The sequence below is a fragment of the Burkholderia latens genome, from assembly GCF_001718795.1.
GTDB lineage: Bacteria > Pseudomonadota > Gammaproteobacteria > Burkholderiales > Burkholderiaceae > Burkholderia > Burkholderia latens_A.
Genome location: NZ_CP013438.1, coordinates 913,439 through 929,819, shown reverse-complemented (window position 1 = coordinate 929,819; position 16,381 = coordinate 913,439). Strand labels below are relative to the sequence as shown.

The 16,381-nt window shown below is 65.2% G+C and carries 12 protein-coding genes; 2 read left to right on the top strand and 10 right to left on the bottom strand.

The window, feature by feature from the left end; translation table 11 throughout:
- Positions 1–37: 37 nt before the first annotated feature.
- The 10 genes from WK25_RS23515 to WK25_RS23470 all read right to left on the bottom strand — a co-directional run bounded on the left by WK25_RS23515 (position 38) and on the right by WK25_RS23470 (position 11,774).
- Positions 38–1,246: a glycosyltransferase gene (locus tag WK25_RS23515; RefSeq protein ID WP_156432199.1), complete on the bottom strand. Its 1,209-nt coding sequence runs from the start codon at positions 1,244–1,246 to the stop codon at positions 38–40.
- 106 nt (positions 1,247–1,352) lie between these two features.
- Positions 1,353–2,600, bottom strand: coding sequence for a glycosyltransferase (locus WK25_RS23510; RefSeq protein ID WP_069242886.1), 1,248 nt, complete (start codon positions 2,598–2,600; stop codon positions 1,353–1,355).
- The gene (locus WK25_RS31835) at positions 2,597–3,835 is read right to left on the bottom strand and encodes a hypothetical protein (RefSeq protein ID WP_069242885.1); all 1,239 of its coding nucleotides are present in this window, start codon (positions 3,833–3,835) and stop codon (positions 2,597–2,599) included. The genes WK25_RS23510 and WK25_RS31835 overlap by 4 nt, the downstream gene beginning before the upstream one ends.
- Positions 3,832–5,241 carry a DUF6418 domain-containing protein gene (locus WK25_RS23500; protein WP_236857854.1) on the bottom strand — a complete coding sequence of 470 codons (1,410 nt, stop codon included), beginning with the start codon at positions 5,239–5,241 and terminating at the stop codon, positions 3,832–3,834. The genes WK25_RS31835 and WK25_RS23500 overlap by 4 nt, the downstream gene beginning before the upstream one ends.
- A 35-nt stretch (positions 5,242–5,276) precedes the next feature.
- Positions 5,277–6,458: a glycosyltransferase gene (locus WK25_RS23495; RefSeq protein ID WP_167432668.1), complete on the bottom strand. Its 1,182-nt coding sequence runs from the start codon at positions 6,456–6,458 to the stop codon at positions 5,277–5,279.
- A 22-nt stretch (positions 6,459–6,480) separates the two neighbouring features.
- On the bottom strand, positions 6,481–8,703 hold the full coding sequence (locus WK25_RS23490; RefSeq protein ID WP_083253068.1) for a GNVR domain-containing protein: 2,223 nt from the start codon (positions 8,701–8,703) through the stop codon (positions 6,481–6,483).
- A 156-nt stretch (positions 8,704–8,859) separates the two neighbouring features.
- On the bottom strand, positions 8,860–9,432 hold the full coding sequence (gene gmhB / locus WK25_RS23485; RefSeq protein ID WP_040139652.1) for a D-glycero-beta-D-manno-heptose 1,7-bisphosphate 7-phosphatase: 573 nt from the start codon (positions 9,430–9,432) through the stop codon (positions 8,860–8,862).
- Positions 9,422–10,153, bottom strand: coding sequence for a sugar phosphate nucleotidyltransferase (locus tag WK25_RS23480; RefSeq protein WP_226209095.1), 732 nt, complete (start codon positions 10,151–10,153; stop codon positions 9,422–9,424). Before WK25_RS23480 ends, gmhB begins: the two co-directional genes overlap by 11 nt.
- Positions 10,150–10,731: a D-sedoheptulose-7-phosphate isomerase gene (locus tag WK25_RS23475; RefSeq protein WP_069242882.1), complete on the bottom strand. Its 582-nt coding sequence runs from the start codon at positions 10,729–10,731 to the stop codon at positions 10,150–10,152. The genes WK25_RS23480 and WK25_RS23475 overlap by 4 nt, the downstream gene beginning before the upstream one ends.
- Positions 10,728–11,774: a dehydrogenase gene (locus tag WK25_RS23470; protein ID WP_040139650.1), complete on the bottom strand. Its 1,047-nt coding sequence runs from the start codon at positions 11,772–11,774 to the stop codon at positions 10,728–10,730. The genes WK25_RS23475 and WK25_RS23470 overlap by 4 nt, the downstream gene beginning before the upstream one ends.
- A 641-nt stretch (positions 11,775–12,415) precedes the next feature.
- Between WK25_RS23470 and WK25_RS23465 the strand changes: the two genes are divergently transcribed.
- Entirely contained in the window at positions 12,416–13,573 is a 1,158-nt protein-coding gene (locus WK25_RS23465) for a polysaccharide biosynthesis/export family protein (protein ID WP_069243514.1), read from the top strand.
- Between the two features lie 568 nt (positions 13,574–14,141).
- Positions 14,142–16,343 (top strand): glycoside hydrolase family 3 C-terminal domain-containing protein, encoded by a 2,202-nt coding sequence (locus WK25_RS23455; protein ID WP_069243513.1) that lies wholly within the window; start codon positions 14,142–14,144, stop codon positions 16,341–16,343.
- Positions 16,344–16,381: the final 38 nt, after the last annotated feature.

Sequence of the window (16,381 nt, the reverse complement as noted above, 5' to 3'; positions counted from 1 at the left end):
CTCCGGACCTTGCAGTGCTACTACCGCACGATATGCGTTACCGCGAACCGTCCGGCATCGGTGCGATCACTTCGCGCCACCGCTGTCCGAATCGCGACATACTGAAGTGCTGGTCGCAGTACTCCGCGAAGCGCGTTGCCGCTGCGACCACGTTGGGCAGATCCTCGTCGGGCGCGGTAACGAACCGCTCCAGCCGCGGCTCCGTCATCGCGAGCGCGTCGTCGTGGAATCCGAGCCCCTCGTACGCCGCGTCGTTGCCCACCGGGACGCAGCCGTACGAAATCGCCTCCAGCACTTTCGATTTGATGCCGCCACGAAGAAATGCCGGACACAGTGCGATCGAGCATCCGGTATAGACCTCCGCCTGGCTTTGCGCGAATCCCGCGAACACGACGTTCGGCACCGGATCGTAGCGACCGACCATGCGACCGAAAATCACCAGCGGACTCGCCGGCGCGACACGGGCCCAGAGCCGGATCAGGTATTCGATGGCGAGGCGGTTCTGCAACTGCGCGTCCGAGCCGATAAAGACGAAGCGCAGCGGCGTCGCGGGAAAACGCACCGGTGTGCGCGAGCTCAGCGGCGGCGCGATCACGTGCGCCTTCGCAGCCTCGTCGTCGGTCAGCCGCGCGCGCAGTGCGCCTGCGTCTTCCGTCGACACGAGCGTGACCGCATTCGACGCGCGGATCGCGGCCCGTTCCTGCCGCCTCAGCGCGAACTCCTCGTAGCGAAGAAAGGCTTTTCGAACGATGGATGCGTTCGCCAGCCTGACGAACGGGCGCGGGATCGACCTGGCGAGGTAGCCGGCCGACAACGGGAAATCGTGCGCGCGCAGAATGCCTGCCCGGCGCGACATCAGATCGTCGAAGTCGACGACGATCCGGCAGTGCGGAAAACGACGTCCGACCAGCGTCGCGTAGTCGACCATGCGAATGCCGTCGAAGTAGATCACGTCCGGCGCCGACGCCTCGACGACGCGGAGCAGCTCCGCGCGCTTGCGCGCGCGCCAGAACATCGCGACCTGCAATGCGCACGGTTCGGCGCGCAGCACACCGATCGCGACGCGTGCGACGGCGCCGAGCTTTCCGGACCATCCACCATCCTCGAAAACGGAGCGGATCTTGAACTCTGCGACTTCCATCTCGTCGCCGATCGCATTCCGGATGAAGCGCAGCGTCCGCTCGCGCCCGTTCGATACGTGCTGCGGGATGTCCCGCGTCATGACCATCAATACCCTGTTCTTCACGATACCTCCCGCTTCGGCGGGGATTGCCGATGTACCGCCTTCGGCTCGCGTGCACACCCGCGCGTTTTCGCTTTCGTCCGCCCACTGCGTCCGTCGACTCGCGAATTCATGCATCGCGTTGCGCCTCCCGCTTGCGCGTCACGCGACCGTTCTCGTTGCGTCCGGCAATCGCCGCTTGCAGAACCTGCTCGAATTGACCGACCTGTCGCGCCTGCCCGAACGCCTCGCGCTGGGCGTGGCAGCGGCGCGCAACCTGCAGATACCACGCTTCATCCGTCGCGAGCCGTCCGATCAACGCACCGAGCGCGTCGCAATCGCCGCGCGCGACGAGCAACTTGGGCAGTTCTGCGAATACTTCGGTCAGACCGCCCGACGCGAAGGCGACGGTCGGCTTGAAGAATGCCCACGGCTCGATGGCCACCACACCGAACGGCTCGTCCCACATCGATGTCACCGCGACGAGATCGACGCTCCTGTAGAAATCCGGCGCGCTCACGAAGCCATGCGCGACGACGCTCAGGCCCGGGTACTCGCGCATCAGGGCCGGCAGCATGCCGTCGGGGTCGCGGCCGGCAACATGCACTTCAATTGCCGGCGCGATCCTGGACGCGTACGCCACGCTCGCGAAAAACTCGCGGATGCCCTTGGTCGCGTCGATTCGCCCGATGAACCCGACGCGAAACGGCGTGCGCGGGCGCGCAGGTTCGGTCGCGTGTCCCGCGCCAATCGGTGCGACGGGGTTGCGAATCACCGTCTGCATCGCACCGGGAAAGAAACGCTGCTCGCGGTGACGCGCCATCACGAAGTCGCTCACCGCGACCGCGTGGCCGACCATGCGTGACAGCCGCGCCTTCGGAGCGGAAAGCCTCCGGCACGCGCCGCACGCGCCGTCGCACGCGCGGCCGTTCGCGAACCGCGTCGACGCCGGACAGATCAGCCAGTAATCGTGCATCACATGCACCACCGGAATGCGCAGCACGCGGGCCGCGAGCCATATCGCGGGCCCGATGCCCTTGATGTTGTTGGTGCACAGGACTTCGGCGCCCAGCGACTTCAGTTCCCGCCACGCGCAAAGAAACACGAGCGGATTGAAGATATCGACCGCGGCAAAGAGCGCCTTCCCGAGCCAGTGCCGCGGCCCGGGCGCAAACTGGTTGTAGACGTTCAGGTTCGGCATCGCATTGACCGGCAGTCCGTCGAACACGCGCCGCTTCGACGTCCGTGCATCCGACAGCGTCAGGATCGACACGTCGTGACCGCGATCGCGCAGTGCAACGGCGAGATCGCGAACGACGATTTCGGCGCCGCCGACCACGTTCGGCGGAAAGCGATTGGCGCAGAGGCAGATCTTCACGACGCGTCCCTGGTGTAGAGCCGGTGAGCGAACAAACCGCCCCAGAACACGACGAGCGACACGGCGATGCCGGTGGACGGCGCGTATGCGACGAATGCGCGGGGCGCAACGAACGGTGCCGCAGCGAGGCTCGCGACGATCAGCACCTGCTTGAGCATGATCAGCCGGTAGCGGCGCACTGCAAGCAACCAGGTGCTCAGGCCGGCGTCCATGAACGTCGCGATCGAGCATCCGCTCGCGTAGATCATGATCGATACACCTTTTACGAACGCGGGACCGTAGATCATCAGGAATACCTGCCTGCCGATGAAGAAGCTGCCGATCCAGGCCACGCAGCCGACGAGCGCGAGATACACACCGAGCTTCACCGCCTTCTCGCGCATCTGCGATTCCGTGCGTGCGGCGAAGACCATGCTCGGCGCCAGCGCCAGCGCGAGGGTCGTTCCAACCGAATTCCACTGTTCCACCAGCGAGGCGGCCGCTGCATAGATGCCGAGATCGGCTTTGGATACCAGCATGCCGAGCAGCAGGCGGTCCATTCTCAGCACCAGAACCCCCGCCACGATGGCGGGCCAGACCTTTAGCCCGCGAACGACGAGCGTGCGCGTCACGACGGCGTCGCCGTGAAAGGACTTCGGCGATTGCAATGCGAGCGAGCGATAGCGGCTGAACGGCGCGGCCGCCGCGACACAGGCCTCCAGCGGCCACGCGAATGCAGCGACCATCGCCCCCATCGACGCGTGCGCGGCAACATACAGCCACAGCACGCGGGCGCAGCTGGCATAGGCGCGCGCGCGCGTGATGACCCACGGCCTCGCTTCCGCGTAGGCCATCAGCGAACCCAGCGCTATCGGCTCGACGATCAGCGCGAATGCGGCGATCAGCGTCAGCTCGGACACGCTCGACGGATGCATGACGACCATCACGATGACCATGAAAGCCAGCATCACCGCAAGCGTCAGCGCGAGCCGCAGGCGAAACGCCCGGTAGACGACGATGTGGCGCAAGCGCGGATGTTTGCCGAGGATCGGCTGGATGACCTGCGCGCCGAAGATCAGTGCGATACTGCCGATCACGTACGCGAGCGACAGCGAGAACTGCAATTCGCCGAACAGCCGCGCGCCGTAGATATTTGCGAACAGGTGGTTGCTCGCGACGGCGGCAAGCGCGCCGATGAGCTTCTCGCAGACCACGCCGGTAAACGACGAAAACAGAAGTGTGACGAATGCGTTCACGACGATCCTGCCAGTGCCGGTTCCGCACGCGCCGCCTGCTTCGCGTCCACGCAGAGCCACCAGAGCGCCATGATCGCGAGGTACACGATCGTGCGCGCCCCGAACATCGTCCAGTAGTCGCCCTGCTGCGCGGCGAATGTCGCGTATGCAAACACCTTCGACGCCAGCCACAGCGTGACCACGCCGCCGCGCATCGCGATCCGGATCATCATCGCGCTCAGCGCGCCGTAGACCACGCCGGTGATCGACACGAACAGCGCGCCGCCCGCATAGCCGAACCAGTAAACCGGCACCGCCATGTTTCCCATCGTGAATGTGACGTCGTCGAACACATACGCGCGCAGGATGTCCGGCGTTCCGTACGACAGCATCAGATCGCGCAATCCGCTGACCCGCGCGTCGCCGAAGAAAGTCGGCTCCGTCAGCGATCCGAGCGACGCGATGAAACGTTCGAAAGCCGGCAATCCCCCGAGCGCAGGGGCCCAGAACGTCCGGGCGTCGCTATCCACGACGTACCACGCCTGCCCCTGCTCGAGGAAGCGGGAAACGATCGTTTCGGACGCGTCGAGCCCCTGCCCCTTGTACGCGTAAAACACGGAAATACTGCCGATCAGCAGCGCAATCGCCGCACCGACGCCCAGATATCGCAGCACCGGCCGGCCGTTTATCGCATGAATCGCGATGAACGGAACCAGCATCGTCAGGCAGATGTGCAGGACCGACATGAACTGCTCGCCGTGCAATGCCGCGAGCAGCAGATCCGCCACGATCATCGCGGCCGAGAGCCACCGGACCGGCCGGATCGAACTCGTGCAGAACGTGCCAAGCAGCATCGCGACGAACGTCTGATTGTTCAGGAACAGGTTGAACAGCATCCCGTTCGATGCATCGTTTCGCAGCGCATAGCGGTTGACGCCGCTCAACATCGCGAAACCGCCGCTCAGGCCGGCGACCACGCCCGTGCCCAGAATCACGGCCGCCAGCCCGAGCCCGAGTACGACACCGGACGCGTGCCGGGTCATGCGCACGTCGATCGGCGCATGCGCGGCGCGTTCGTCGAAGATGCGTCGAAACGCCAATAGCGCGCAGACGACGAACACCAGATACAGCAAAAGCAAGCGGCTGAATGCACCGTTTGCGATACCGAAGATTTCCGTTTCACGCAGGAACCCGCCCGATTCGATCCCGACGCCGGCGACGAACGCCGTCAACCCAATCACCAGCAGGTAGAGCATCGACACGGCGAACACCGGACTGCACCGGATCAGCGCGATCACCGCCGCCACGGCGACCAGCAGCGTGCAGAGCGCGCTCGGCTGAACGATGCCGAGCATCGGCAGCATCGTGTTGATTGCGAGCGCGAGCGCGAACAGCGTCCATGCGGCGACACCGATCGTGGCGCGCATGCCGGTTGCGGCGTCGGCTTGCATCGCGGCGGCCTTCATGCGTCGGCCCTGGTCGCGCGGGGGACGTCGCGCACCGCGCGCTGCAGCGTCCGCTGCAGCAGCGCGCCGACGGCCGCGGACGAAAAGCGCCGGGCGTTCTCGCGGCCGCTGCGCACGAGCTCGGCCTGCAGCGACGGATCGCCGGCCACCCGCTCGATCTGCCGCGCCCATTCGCCAGCATCCGTCGCATCGGTCACCGGCACGAACGAATCGCCCATCGTGTAGCGATAAACCGGAAGATCGGAGGCGATCACCGGCACGCCGACGGTCTGAGCCTCGATCACCGTGCGGCCGAAACCCTCATGCAGCGTCGGCGACACGTAGAGGTCCGCGGCCTGATAGAAGTACCCGAGCGTTTCATCGTCGACATGCTCGATGAAGTGGGCATCCAGCCCTGCCTGTTCGGCAATGGCCACGCACTCGCGGCGATTGTTCTGATGCAGCGGCTGGCCCACGCGCAGCACCACCGTCTTGCTGCGCTCGAGCAATGCGAGCGCGCGAAACAGCGTTGCGTTGTTCTTGCGGGTTTCGTCGGAGCCGACGTTCAGCACGACCAGCGCGTCGCCGGTATCGATGCCGAAGCGCGTCGCCAGCACCGATCTCGCACGCGCGCGAACCTGTGTATCGACCGGTGCATGGCGATCGTCGAACGCATTGGGCACCACCTGAATCCTGTCCGCGCTCACGCCCATCTCGGCGACGGCTTCCTGCGCGGTCACGTCCGACGGCGTAATCACCATGTCCGCGCGAGCGATCAGCGACTGCGTCACGCGGACATACGCGGCCTTCAGTTGCTCGACGAAACCGCATGCCTGTGCCGGACGTTGAACGTGGTGCAGCACGATCCCGACGCGTCCGCCCGCGAACCGGACCAGCGGAATCAGAAACGCCAGATCCTCCTGGTAGAGCACGACGAAGGCGCCCGCGCGTGCGGCCGCGACCGCGCGCAGCGGATAGACGACGAACTGCGTCCAGTAGCGCCGGAGCGAACGCGGCGGCGCCGGAATATCGATCGCGTCGACACGCCAGCCGTCGCCGCCGGGTATCAGGTCTATGCACATCAGGCTGTACCGCATCACGCCATTCCAGCTCGCCGGCCGCGGCCCGAGAAACCACACGATCCGCGTCGCGCACGCGTCGGCACGCGGATCGTCCATCCTTGCCATCGAATCGCTCATCGTTGCATCGCTCCGGCCGCCGTCACGCATGACGCTCGCGCAATTGCACACCGGCGCGGCGAATCCGACGCAGCGGCGACGGCGAGAAGCCGTTCAACACGAGGCCGTCGACGCGCGCACCGACCAGCCGCAAGCCATCGAGCGCATCCATCAATTCGGCGGAGCCGACCTCACCTTGCCGCGCCACCAGCAACGTCAGGTCGGAAAATTTCGATAGCGCGGCGACGTCCGCCACCGGCAGCGCCGACGGCGCGTCCACGACGATCATGTCGTACCGGTCCCGCAACGACGCGACGAGCCGATCGACGTCCGACGCATCGAGCCGCTTGCGCGCTGCCGCACCGACGTTGCCGGCCGGCAGCAGGTGGAAATTGTCTGCCACGCGAACCATCGCGCTCTCGGGCGGAAGCGTGCCCGCGAGCACGTCGTACAGCCCGTTCGTGGCGTTCACCGGCACGTAGCGATGCAGTGCCGGCGCAGACACGTTGGCATCCACGATCGCCGTCCTGATTCCCTTCTGCGAAAACAGCCAAGCGAGATTCGCGACGATCATCGACTTGCCCTGACCGGGCACCGCGGACGTCATCACGATGATCTTCGACGCGCGCCGATCCGCGCGCAGCCGATACTGCAGCGCCAATGCGAGCCCGTCCAACGCATCGGCGAGCGGCGCGTCCGCCCGCCGAGCCGCGTTCGCGGTCGTGGCCGCCGGATCGGTATCGACCAAGCCGACCTGCGACGCCGCCGGCAGCACGCCAAGCACCGGAATGCCGGTCGCCTCCGCGACACGATCCAGATCGCGGATGCGTCCGGACAGCAGCGCGACGCCCTGGACGATCGCGAAAGCCAGCAACGCGCCGATCACGCCGCCCGCCAGCACGACGAGCATCCGTTTCGGCCTGACCGGCTTGTCGATGACGGCTGCCTTGTCGACGATCGATGCGTTGCCGACCGTGCCCGCCTCCGCGATCTGCAGTTGCTGCGTATTGTTCAGAAGCCCGACGTACAGCTGATTGTTCACCTCGACATCGCGCGCGAGCCTCAGGTATGTCTGCTGCTGCGACGGCAGACGCGCCGCCTTTTCCTTCAGCATTGCCGCCTGCTGGTCCAGTTCCTTGAGCTTGTTCGCCGCCGCGACGACCTGCGGCTGTCCGGGCACATACTTCGACAGCAGATCCTGATATTCGAGCTTGGCCTCGAGGCGCGACTTGTCGACGAACGCAAGTTGATCCACGAGCAGGTTGATGTCCCCCTGCGCGTCGATCGAGCCCTGCTGGTTCCGGAATGCGTTCAATGCCTGCTCGGCCTGCTGAAGCCGCGCCTTGACGGCAGGCAATTGGGTGTTAAGGAACGCGAGACTGCGCTCGGCATCCTCGGCGCGGCGTTTCGCGTTGAAGTTCAGATAGCTGACGGCGATCGCATTGAGCATCCTGGCGGCGAACACGGGATCCGGATCCTCGAAGTTCAGCTGCATGATGCCCGACTGGCGCTTCGTCTCGGTCACGCTGAGCTTCTTCAGAATGGCCTCGATGCGCGACTCCAAGCCGATGTACCGTACGCGGAATTCCATGCCCGGGCGCGCGACGATACGCGATACGTCGACCCGGTAGCCGTTCGCGCTGCTCGGCACGCCGACCACGCCGCTCAGCACCTCGTCGCCGTTGCCGTCCTTGAGCCGGAAGCGGTTGTCGCCGAGATAGTCGAGTTCCAGCGACTTGCCGACCTGCGCCGGTGGCGCGTCGAATGCGCCGAATTCGACGCGCTCGCCGCCCCATGCCCATGACGACAAGCCGAACGGTGCGGCCGCGAGGCCGTTCGCGTCCTTCGGCATCAGCGAGCCGATCAGGCTGCCAATGACGGGAAGGTGATTCCGCACGGATACGTCGGCGCGCGCGCCGGTCGCGTCGATGGCCTCGGTGAGCACCGACCGCGATCGAACGACGTCGATTTCGCCGGTCACTGCGGAGTTCTGGATGTCGAGCGCCTTGGAAATCGCCGAGAGCGAACCCAGCGCGCTCGGCTTGTTCTCCTCGATCCGGATCAACGCGTCGGCTGCGTAAATCGGCGTTGCCGCGATCGCGTACGTGAGCGCTGCTAGCACGCATGCGCAGAACACGATCAGAAACAGCCGCCCGTGCTCGAGCGCGTTCTCCAGCATGTCGAGCGGCGACACGCCGATCGCCCCAGGCGACGCGTACTTCGGTCCGTCGCGATGTACGCCCGATAACGGTCTTTCCATCTTCATGCCAAACTCCAGAATCGCCGATTCGGCAGACGTTGCCCCTCGACGCACGTGATTGTTCACAGTCGTTTCATTGACGACTCGGCCGAATACCGGCCAACGCCGCCTGCTCTTCCACTTCGCGCCATCTCGTCCTTCCTGACGCGTGCGTATCGCTCGCTACGCAGGTTCGGCACGCGGCACATGCCCGTGCAACAGCGGGCTGACGTCCGACAGACGGGAAATCGTCGTGACACCCGGCTCGTGCGGCGCACGATCGCCGCCATCGGCGACGAACAGGAAACGATGCCCGACACCCGCGCGCGCCGCGGCATCGAGATCCGACGGCTTGTCACCGATCATGATCGACGCCGACATATCGAGCCCGAGATCGCGCCGCGCCGCCTCGAACATCCCCGGCTGCGGTTTTCTGCATGTACACGCCTGCTTGTACGCGCCCATGCCGGCGTCCGGATGATGCGGACAGAAATAGACGCGATCGATGCGCGCGCCTAGCGCGCCGAATGCATCGCGCATCCAGGTCATGAACGCATCGAACTGCGTTTCGGAAAAATAGCCGCGCGCGATACCGGCCTGATTCGTCACGATCACCACCTGATATCCGGCCGCGTTCGCCCGTCTGACCAGGTCGAAGATTCCGTCGACGAACACGCAGTCCTGTCGACGATGCACGTATCCGTGGTCGACGTTGATCACGCCGTCGCGATCGAGAAACAGCGCCTTACGTTTCATCGATGCCAGCCTCCACCAGCCGCGGAACCACGGTTTGCGCGCGCGCATAGTCCGCCGGCACGCCGATATCGATGAACTCCGTGACGGCGGGGAAGACGCGGATATCGAGCTCGGCCACGCGTTCGCCGAGAAAGTCCTGCTCGAACGAAAACGTCCGGGGCAGATCGAAACCGAGGAGCCGGCGCACGTTGACCACATACGCGCCTGCATTGATGTAGCCGTATCCCGGGCGCTTCTCGCGGAATCCCGACAGCCTGCGCGACACCGGATCGAAGTCCAGCGTGCCGTAGCGCGACGCGTCGCTCATGTGCGTGGCGGCCAGTACGAGATCCGCGCGCGTGTCGCGATAAAACGCGCACATCCGCTGCAGGTCGAGATTCGACAACGTATCGCCGTTCATCACGATCATGTCCGTCGCGCCGTGCGCGCGCGCCGCGTTGACGATGCCGCCGCCGGTGCCGAGCGGCACATCTTCGTCGACGATCGAAATCGTCATGCCGAAGCTCCTCGTGCGCAGCACTTCGCGAATCCTGTCGCTGCCGAAACCCAGCGACAGCACTACGTCGGTCACGCGTTGCTCCTGCAATCCCTTCAGCATCCAGCAGAGAAACGGCTCGCCGCCGATCGGCGCGAGCGCCTTGGGCACTTCGTCACCGAGTACCGGACGCAGGCGCGTGCCGAGGCCGCCCGCGAGGATCAGGCACGGCAAGACCCCGCTCATGCGAATATCTGCTCTTCGACGATGCCGCAAACGACGTGGCCGCACACCAGATGCCCTTCCTGAATCTTCGGCGTCGACGCGGAAGGAATCTCGATGCAGATGTCGGCGCGCTCGCGCATCTGCGCCGCGCCGGGCCCGTTGCCGGTAAACCCGACCGTGAACATGCCGACGGCCCTGGCGGCTTCTAGCGCGCGCAGAATGTTCGGCGAGCGCCCGGAAGTCGAATACGCCCAGAACACATCACCGGGACGACCGCTCGCCTGAACCTGGCGTTCGAACAGTTTCTCGTATCCGTAGTCGTTGCCGATGGCCGTCATCACCGAACTGTCCACCGTCAGCGCGAACGCGGCGAGACCGGGCCGGTCGAAGTTGAACCGGCTCACGAATTCTCCGGCGATATGCTGCGCATCCGCCGCGCTGCCGCCGTTGCCGGCCAGCAGGATCTTGTTGCCCGCACGAAGCGCGGCCGTCACGTGGGCAGCCACGCGCTCGATCCGTGCGACCTGTTCCGTGTCCGCCGCCAGCGCGCTCAGCACGTCGAGCGTCTGCTGAATTTCGTTCTTGAACGTGATCGTCATGCGCTCTTTCTCCACGATTGAGCGCCGACATCGGTGAACGTGCAATTGAGAACCTGCCCGTTGACGCCCTTGTACGCAGACAACGCGCGCATCACGTTCGAGCGCTCGACCGGATCGACGAAGAACATCATGAAGCCGCCGCCGCCTGCTCCCGATACCTTGCCGGCCTTGGCCCCCGCGCGCACCGCGACCCGGTACAACTCGTCGATCATCGAGTTCGAGATGTTCTTCGCCATGCGCTTCTTCGACTCCCACGCATCGCGCATCGATGCGGCGAACACGTCGAAGTCGGCCCGCAACACGGCCTCCTTCATCCGGACCGCTTCGTCCTTCACTTCGTGCAGCGCGGCAACGGAGTCGACCACGCCCTCCACGACGTTGCTGCTCTGCTCCTTGATGATGTTCGCCGACTCGCGGGACACGCCGGTGTAGTACAGCACCAGCGACGCCTCCATTTCCGCCTTGATTTCCTGCTTGATCCGCAGCGGATTCACGATCACGCGATCGCCATAGAACTCCATGAAGTTCAATCCGCCGAACGTCGCCGCGTACTGGTCCTGCTTGCCGCCGGCCAGCCCGAGATCGGTGCGTTCGATGTCGTGCGCCAGATGCGCGATGTCGTACTCGCCAAGCGGCAGCGACAGCATTTCGCAGAACGCCCTTACCAGCGCGACCACGATCGTCGAAGACGAGCCGAGCCCGGACCCCGGCGGCGCTTCCGAGCACGTCGTGATCGTGACGGACAATGGATGCCCGCCATTGAAGTCCCGCACGATCCGGTTGTAGACGCCGACATGCAATCCGAGGCCCGGCTGAACCTCAAGCAACGGCGATACCGGTCCAATCCAGCGCGTGTCCGTATCGGCAGCCACCAGTTCGATTTTCGCGTCCTCGCGCGGCGCAATCGACGCATACGCGAATTTCTCGATCGTCACATTGAGCGCCAGCCCGCCGAACCGGTCCGAATACGGCGGCACGTCCGTGCCGCCACCACCCAAACCCAGTCTCAACGGGGCTCTCGATCTGGCAATGAAGCGTGTCATGGAATCTCTCGGTGAGAAATGAATCGTGCACGACGCGATGCAGTAGCAAGCGTCACATGCAATGCGTGCGAGCCGATCGATCCGCCTTCGGATGCGTCATGTGCCCGCGCCGAAGCGCAAGTGCACGGACGATGCGACGGCGATCCCGTCGGCCGAAATACACGGCCATGTTTCGATGGGAGCACTATGCGACAGACCCGCAACACGCTGCGTGCGATGGCTTACATTTAGCCGCTGCCGCGAACTTGAAGTGCTCCGCGTGCGTTACGCTCCATTCGCGTGACGATTGACGCGATGGCGGGAAATTGGACACTGCACGGCGCGCTCCACGGCCGGCGTCACGCAAGCCGAACGGTACGCGGCCCCGATGGAATCCCGCGATTGCGCGGCCTCGCGCCGGCAGCCGGCGCCGTGAACCGCTGCGTCGCCAACCGTTTCGACGACTAACCATTTTTGACAATGGTCATGTGATCACGTGACGAACTCACCGATGCACGGTCCGCGCCGGTGACGATCCGTCTGGAAGATGGACCACGCGTAGCGCGTCGTACGATGCGCCGGGCATCGAAGTACGTCCGACCGCTCGCGATTCAACGATGCTGGGTAACGATATGAAAAACGATTGCCGCTTCGGCGTGACGATGCCGAACACGAACCGCCCTGCGGAGCCTGCCGGACATTGCATGCGCGCGCTGCTCGCCGTGTGCGTCGCCGCGACGCTGTCCGGTTGCATGACCGTGCCGGGCCAGCACATGAACTCGACCGCACTGCCGGTCACGACGTCCGCCGACGGCACGGTGACCAGCGACATGGACGTTCCTGTCAAACAAATCGATCTGACACAGATCGAGCAGATCCGCGCGGAGCAAAAGGCCATGCATGCGCCGCCGCTGCCGCCCGGTCTGTTCGCAAAACCGGACGTGTACAGGCTTGGTCCCGGTGACGTGCTGCAAATCACGGTGTGGGATCATCCGGATTTCGCCGCGGCAGCCGGCCAGCCCGTGCAGAACCCGAAGGCTGCGGATGCCGCGCCCGGTTTCGTCGTCGATAGCAACGGCAACGTCCAGTTTCCGTACGTGCCGCGCGCCATCCATGCAGCCGGGAAAACCGTCGCGCAAATCCAGCAGGAGATCCGGAGCGAACTCGCCAAGGTATTCGTGAAACCGCAGGTTACGGTGCGTGTGGCGTCGTTCCGCGCGACACAGGTTTATATCGACGGCGAAGTCCGCAATCCGGGCGCACAAGCCATCAACGACATTCCGATGACGCTGATCGAGGCCGTGAACCGCGCCGGCGGATTCGCGCCGACCGCGGATCAGAGCCGCGTCACCATTACGCGCAACGGCGTGATCTATCCGGTGAACGTCGCTCGCATGATGAAGTCCGGCAAGAACCCGGCAGACATCATGCTGAAGCCCGGCGACATGCTGCATGTCGGCGCGCGCGACGACAACCCCGTCTACGTGATGGGCGAAGTCACGCGTCCGCAAGCAGTGGCGCCGCTGCGCGACGGTTCGCTCACGCTCAGCGAAGCGCTCTCGCAGGCGGGTCAGCTGAATCAGCAAACGTCGAATGCCAAACAGGTGTTCGTGCTGCGCAAGGCGGACGACAGTGCGCCCGTGATCTATCACCTGGACATGCAGTCGCCGGTGTCGATGCTGCTCGCGAATCAGTTTCCGCTCGCATCGAAGGATATCGTCTATGTCGACAATACCGGGCTCGTCCGCGCGAGCCGTGTGCTGAACCTGTTGCTGCCGGCAATCAGCGCAGGCTTGACCGGCGCACTCATCACGAAATGATCGTGCCGTGCGCCGATGCGGGGCGGCGCCCTTCGCCGGCCCGCGTCATGCGCACGTGCGGCTGGAATCGGACACCCCGACACCGAAGCGGACGCAAACCGATCGAGCGGCCGGCCGGTCGATGCGCACACAACCAATTTTCTTCGACCTGCCGCGCATGCGCCACATCCGCGTCGCCCGTCGCGAACGCGCTCGCATCCACGTACTTATTACTCTGCTGCACACGCACAATCGGGAACGATGACCGTTCGCGAATGACGCGTCCTCCTTCATTCGCAGAAAGATCGTACGTATCGGTAGAAACACCGATGCTGTAGTCAAACTACATTCGTACGATTAGTCGCTGCAGAGAATCGCTACATCCGATTCGCCAGTGTCGGGCGGTCCGCGTCGCCGCCCGCATGATGCGCTCGGGGCCCAACCGGCCGTAACGATTCCCCGCCCGGCCTGGCATGCCGACGCGCAACCACCCTGCATCGCCAGCCGAATGCGCCCGGTGCGAATCCACCGGACGAACGCAGCTCCAGACATCATCCGAACAACCGGCAATACGATCATGGAGAGCAACATGCGGGACAAACTCTGGCCGGCCGCCGTGCTGGCAGCGACCCTCTGCACCGGCGTTCATGCGGCCAACGCCGATTTCGATTCACGCGCGGACGCCACCGATGCATTCGCGTCGTCGGCCGCACAGCGGCGCGCGGACTTGCTCGTGCGCAAGATGACGCTCGACGAGAAACTTCAGTTCATCCATTCGCAATACGAAATGTCGAAGGTGCCGGGCGGCGGCGCCGGCTACATCCAGGGTGTGCCGCGCCTTGGCATTCCCGACTTGAACATGGTCGACTCGGCGACCGGCTCCGGCAGCACGTCGCAGCCCAGCACGACCTTCCCCGCGACGATCGCGGTGGCCGCGAGCTGGGACCGCCGCCTGTCGTATGACTTCGGCAAGCAGGTCGCTATACAGTTGCGCGCGCAAGGATTCGGCATGGGGCTCGGCGGCGGCACGAACCTCGCGCGCGAGCCGCGCGGCGGACGGCTATTCGAGTATCTCGGCGAGGATCCCCTGCTCGCCGGCGACCTGCTCGCCGAGCGCACGCTCGCCACGCAGCGGCAAAAGGTCATCGCGACCATCAAGCACTATGCCGGCAACGAGCAAGAGCACGGCCGGATGGGGGGCAATACGCAGATCGACGAGCGCACGCTGCGCGAGTTGTACCTGCTGCCGTTCGAGATTGCCGCGAAACGCGGACAGCCCGGTAGCGTGATGTGCAGCTACAACCGCCTGAACGGCACGTACGCATGCGAGAACACGCACCTGCTGAACGACGTGCTGAAGAACGAATGGGGCTTCCAGGGCCAGGTGCAGTCGGACTGGGGCGCGACACACAGCACCGCCGCCGCGATCAACGCAGGGCTCGACGAGGAAGAGGACGTCGGACCGAGCGTCTACCTGACGCCGGCCGCGGTCAAGCAGGCGATCGCGAACGGCTCTGTATCGACCGCGCGCCTCGACGACATGGTGCGCCGCAAGCTCGCGGTGATGATCCGGGTCGGCGTGCTCGACGATCCGGCCAAGGGTGGCGGCACGATCGATTTCGCGGCTGGCAACCGGTTCGCGCAAAGCGTGGCCGAGCAGTCGATCGTGCTGCTGAAGAACGACGGAAACCAGTTGCCGCTGGCGGCCTCCGCGCTGTCGCGCATCGCCGTGATCGGTGGCCATGCGGACGCGGCCGTGATGTCCGGCGGCGGCTCGGGCAACACGCGCGATCCGGTCAGCGGCTCATTCGCTGGCTGCGGCGGCCTGACGTTCGGCTCGTCGACGGGCTGCAGCTGGTGGCGCAATCCGTGGCTCAAGGTCGACGTGCCGATCGTCGCGGCGATCCGTGCGCTCGCGCCGGCCGCGCAGGTGACGTTCGCAGGCAACAGCGACCAGCAATCGCCATTCCGCGCATACACGCAGCAGGAGATCGACCAGGCCGCGGCGCTCGCGGGCCGCTCGGACGTCGCGATCGTCGTGGTCGCGCAACCGGCGGGAGAAGATTTCGGCGATCTGCAAAGCCTGAGCCTCGCGAATCCGTCGAACCAGGATGCGCTCGTCGACGCGGTCGCACGGGCGAACCCGCACACGATCGTCGTCGTCCAGAGCGGCAATCCGGTGCTGATGCCGTGGAAGGACCGCGTGTCGGCGATCGTCGAAGCGTGGTATCCGGGCGAAGGCGGCGGCAAGGCGATCGCGAACGTGCTGTTCGGTGCGGTCAATCCTTCCGGCAAGCTGCCCGTCACGTTCCCTGCGCGCGATCAGGACACGCCGACGTGGGGGCAAAGCGGCGCGTTCGACAACGATCCGGTCTACGCGGAGAAGCTGAACATGGGCTACCGCTGGTACGACGCGCGCAACATCAAGCCGATGTTCGAATTCGGCTACGGGCTGTCGTACACGCACTTCGCGTATTCGGGACTGTCGGTGTCGCGGCAGCGGGACGGCTCGCTGAGCGTCGCGTTCACCGTGCGCAACGACGGCCGCGTCGCCGGCGCGGAAACGCCGCAAGTCTATCTCGGCGTGCCGTACAAGGACGAACCGCCGAAGCGGCTGGTCGGCTGGGAAAAGATCCGGCTGAATCCGGGCGAAGCCCGGCATGTGCGCGTGACGGTGTCGCCGCGGATGCAAAGCGTGTGGGACACGTCGCGCAACGGCTGGCGGTTCGTGCCGGGCGGGACGGTGTACGTGGGCGCGTCGTCGCGCGATATCCGGTTGCAGGGTAGCTGAGCGGCCGGGCGACGTGGCTGGAAGCGCCGCGCGCATCG

Bases quoted from the DNA above. Each gene is read 5' to 3' on its own strand.
- WK25_RS23500 (WP_236857854.1), bottom strand. From the start codon at position 5,241: ATGCGCGCCACGATCGGTGTCGCCGCATGGACGCTGTTCGCGCTCGCG.
- WK25_RS23480 (WP_226209095.1), bottom strand. From the start codon at position 10,153: ATGAGCGGGGTCTTGCCGTGCCTGATCCTCGCGGGCGGCCTCGGCACG.
- WK25_RS23465 (WP_069243514.1), top strand. From the start codon at position 12,416: ATGCCGAACACGAACCGCCCTGCGGAGCCTGCCGGACATTGCATGCGC.
- WK25_RS23475 (WP_069242882.1), bottom strand. From the start codon at position 10,731: ATGACGATCACGTTCAAGAACGAAATTCAGCAGACGCTCGACGTGCTG.
- gmhB (WP_040139652.1), bottom strand. From the start codon at position 9,432: ATGAAACGTAAGGCGCTGTTTCTCGATCGCGACGGCGTGATCAACGTC.
- WK25_RS23490 (WP_083253068.1), bottom strand. From the start codon at position 8,703: ATGAAGATGGAAAGACCGTTATCGGGCGTACATCGCGACGGACCGAAG.
- WK25_RS23470 (WP_040139650.1), bottom strand. From the start codon at position 11,774: ATGACACGCTTCATTGCCAGATCGAGAGCCCCGTTGAGACTGGGTTTG.
- WK25_RS23455 (WP_069243513.1), top strand. From the start codon at position 14,142: ATGCGGGACAAACTCTGGCCGGCCGCCGTGCTGGCAGCGACCCTCTGC.
- WK25_RS23495 (WP_167432668.1), bottom strand. From the start codon at position 6,458: ATGAGCGATTCGATGGCAAGGATGGACGATCCGCGTGCCGACGCGTGC.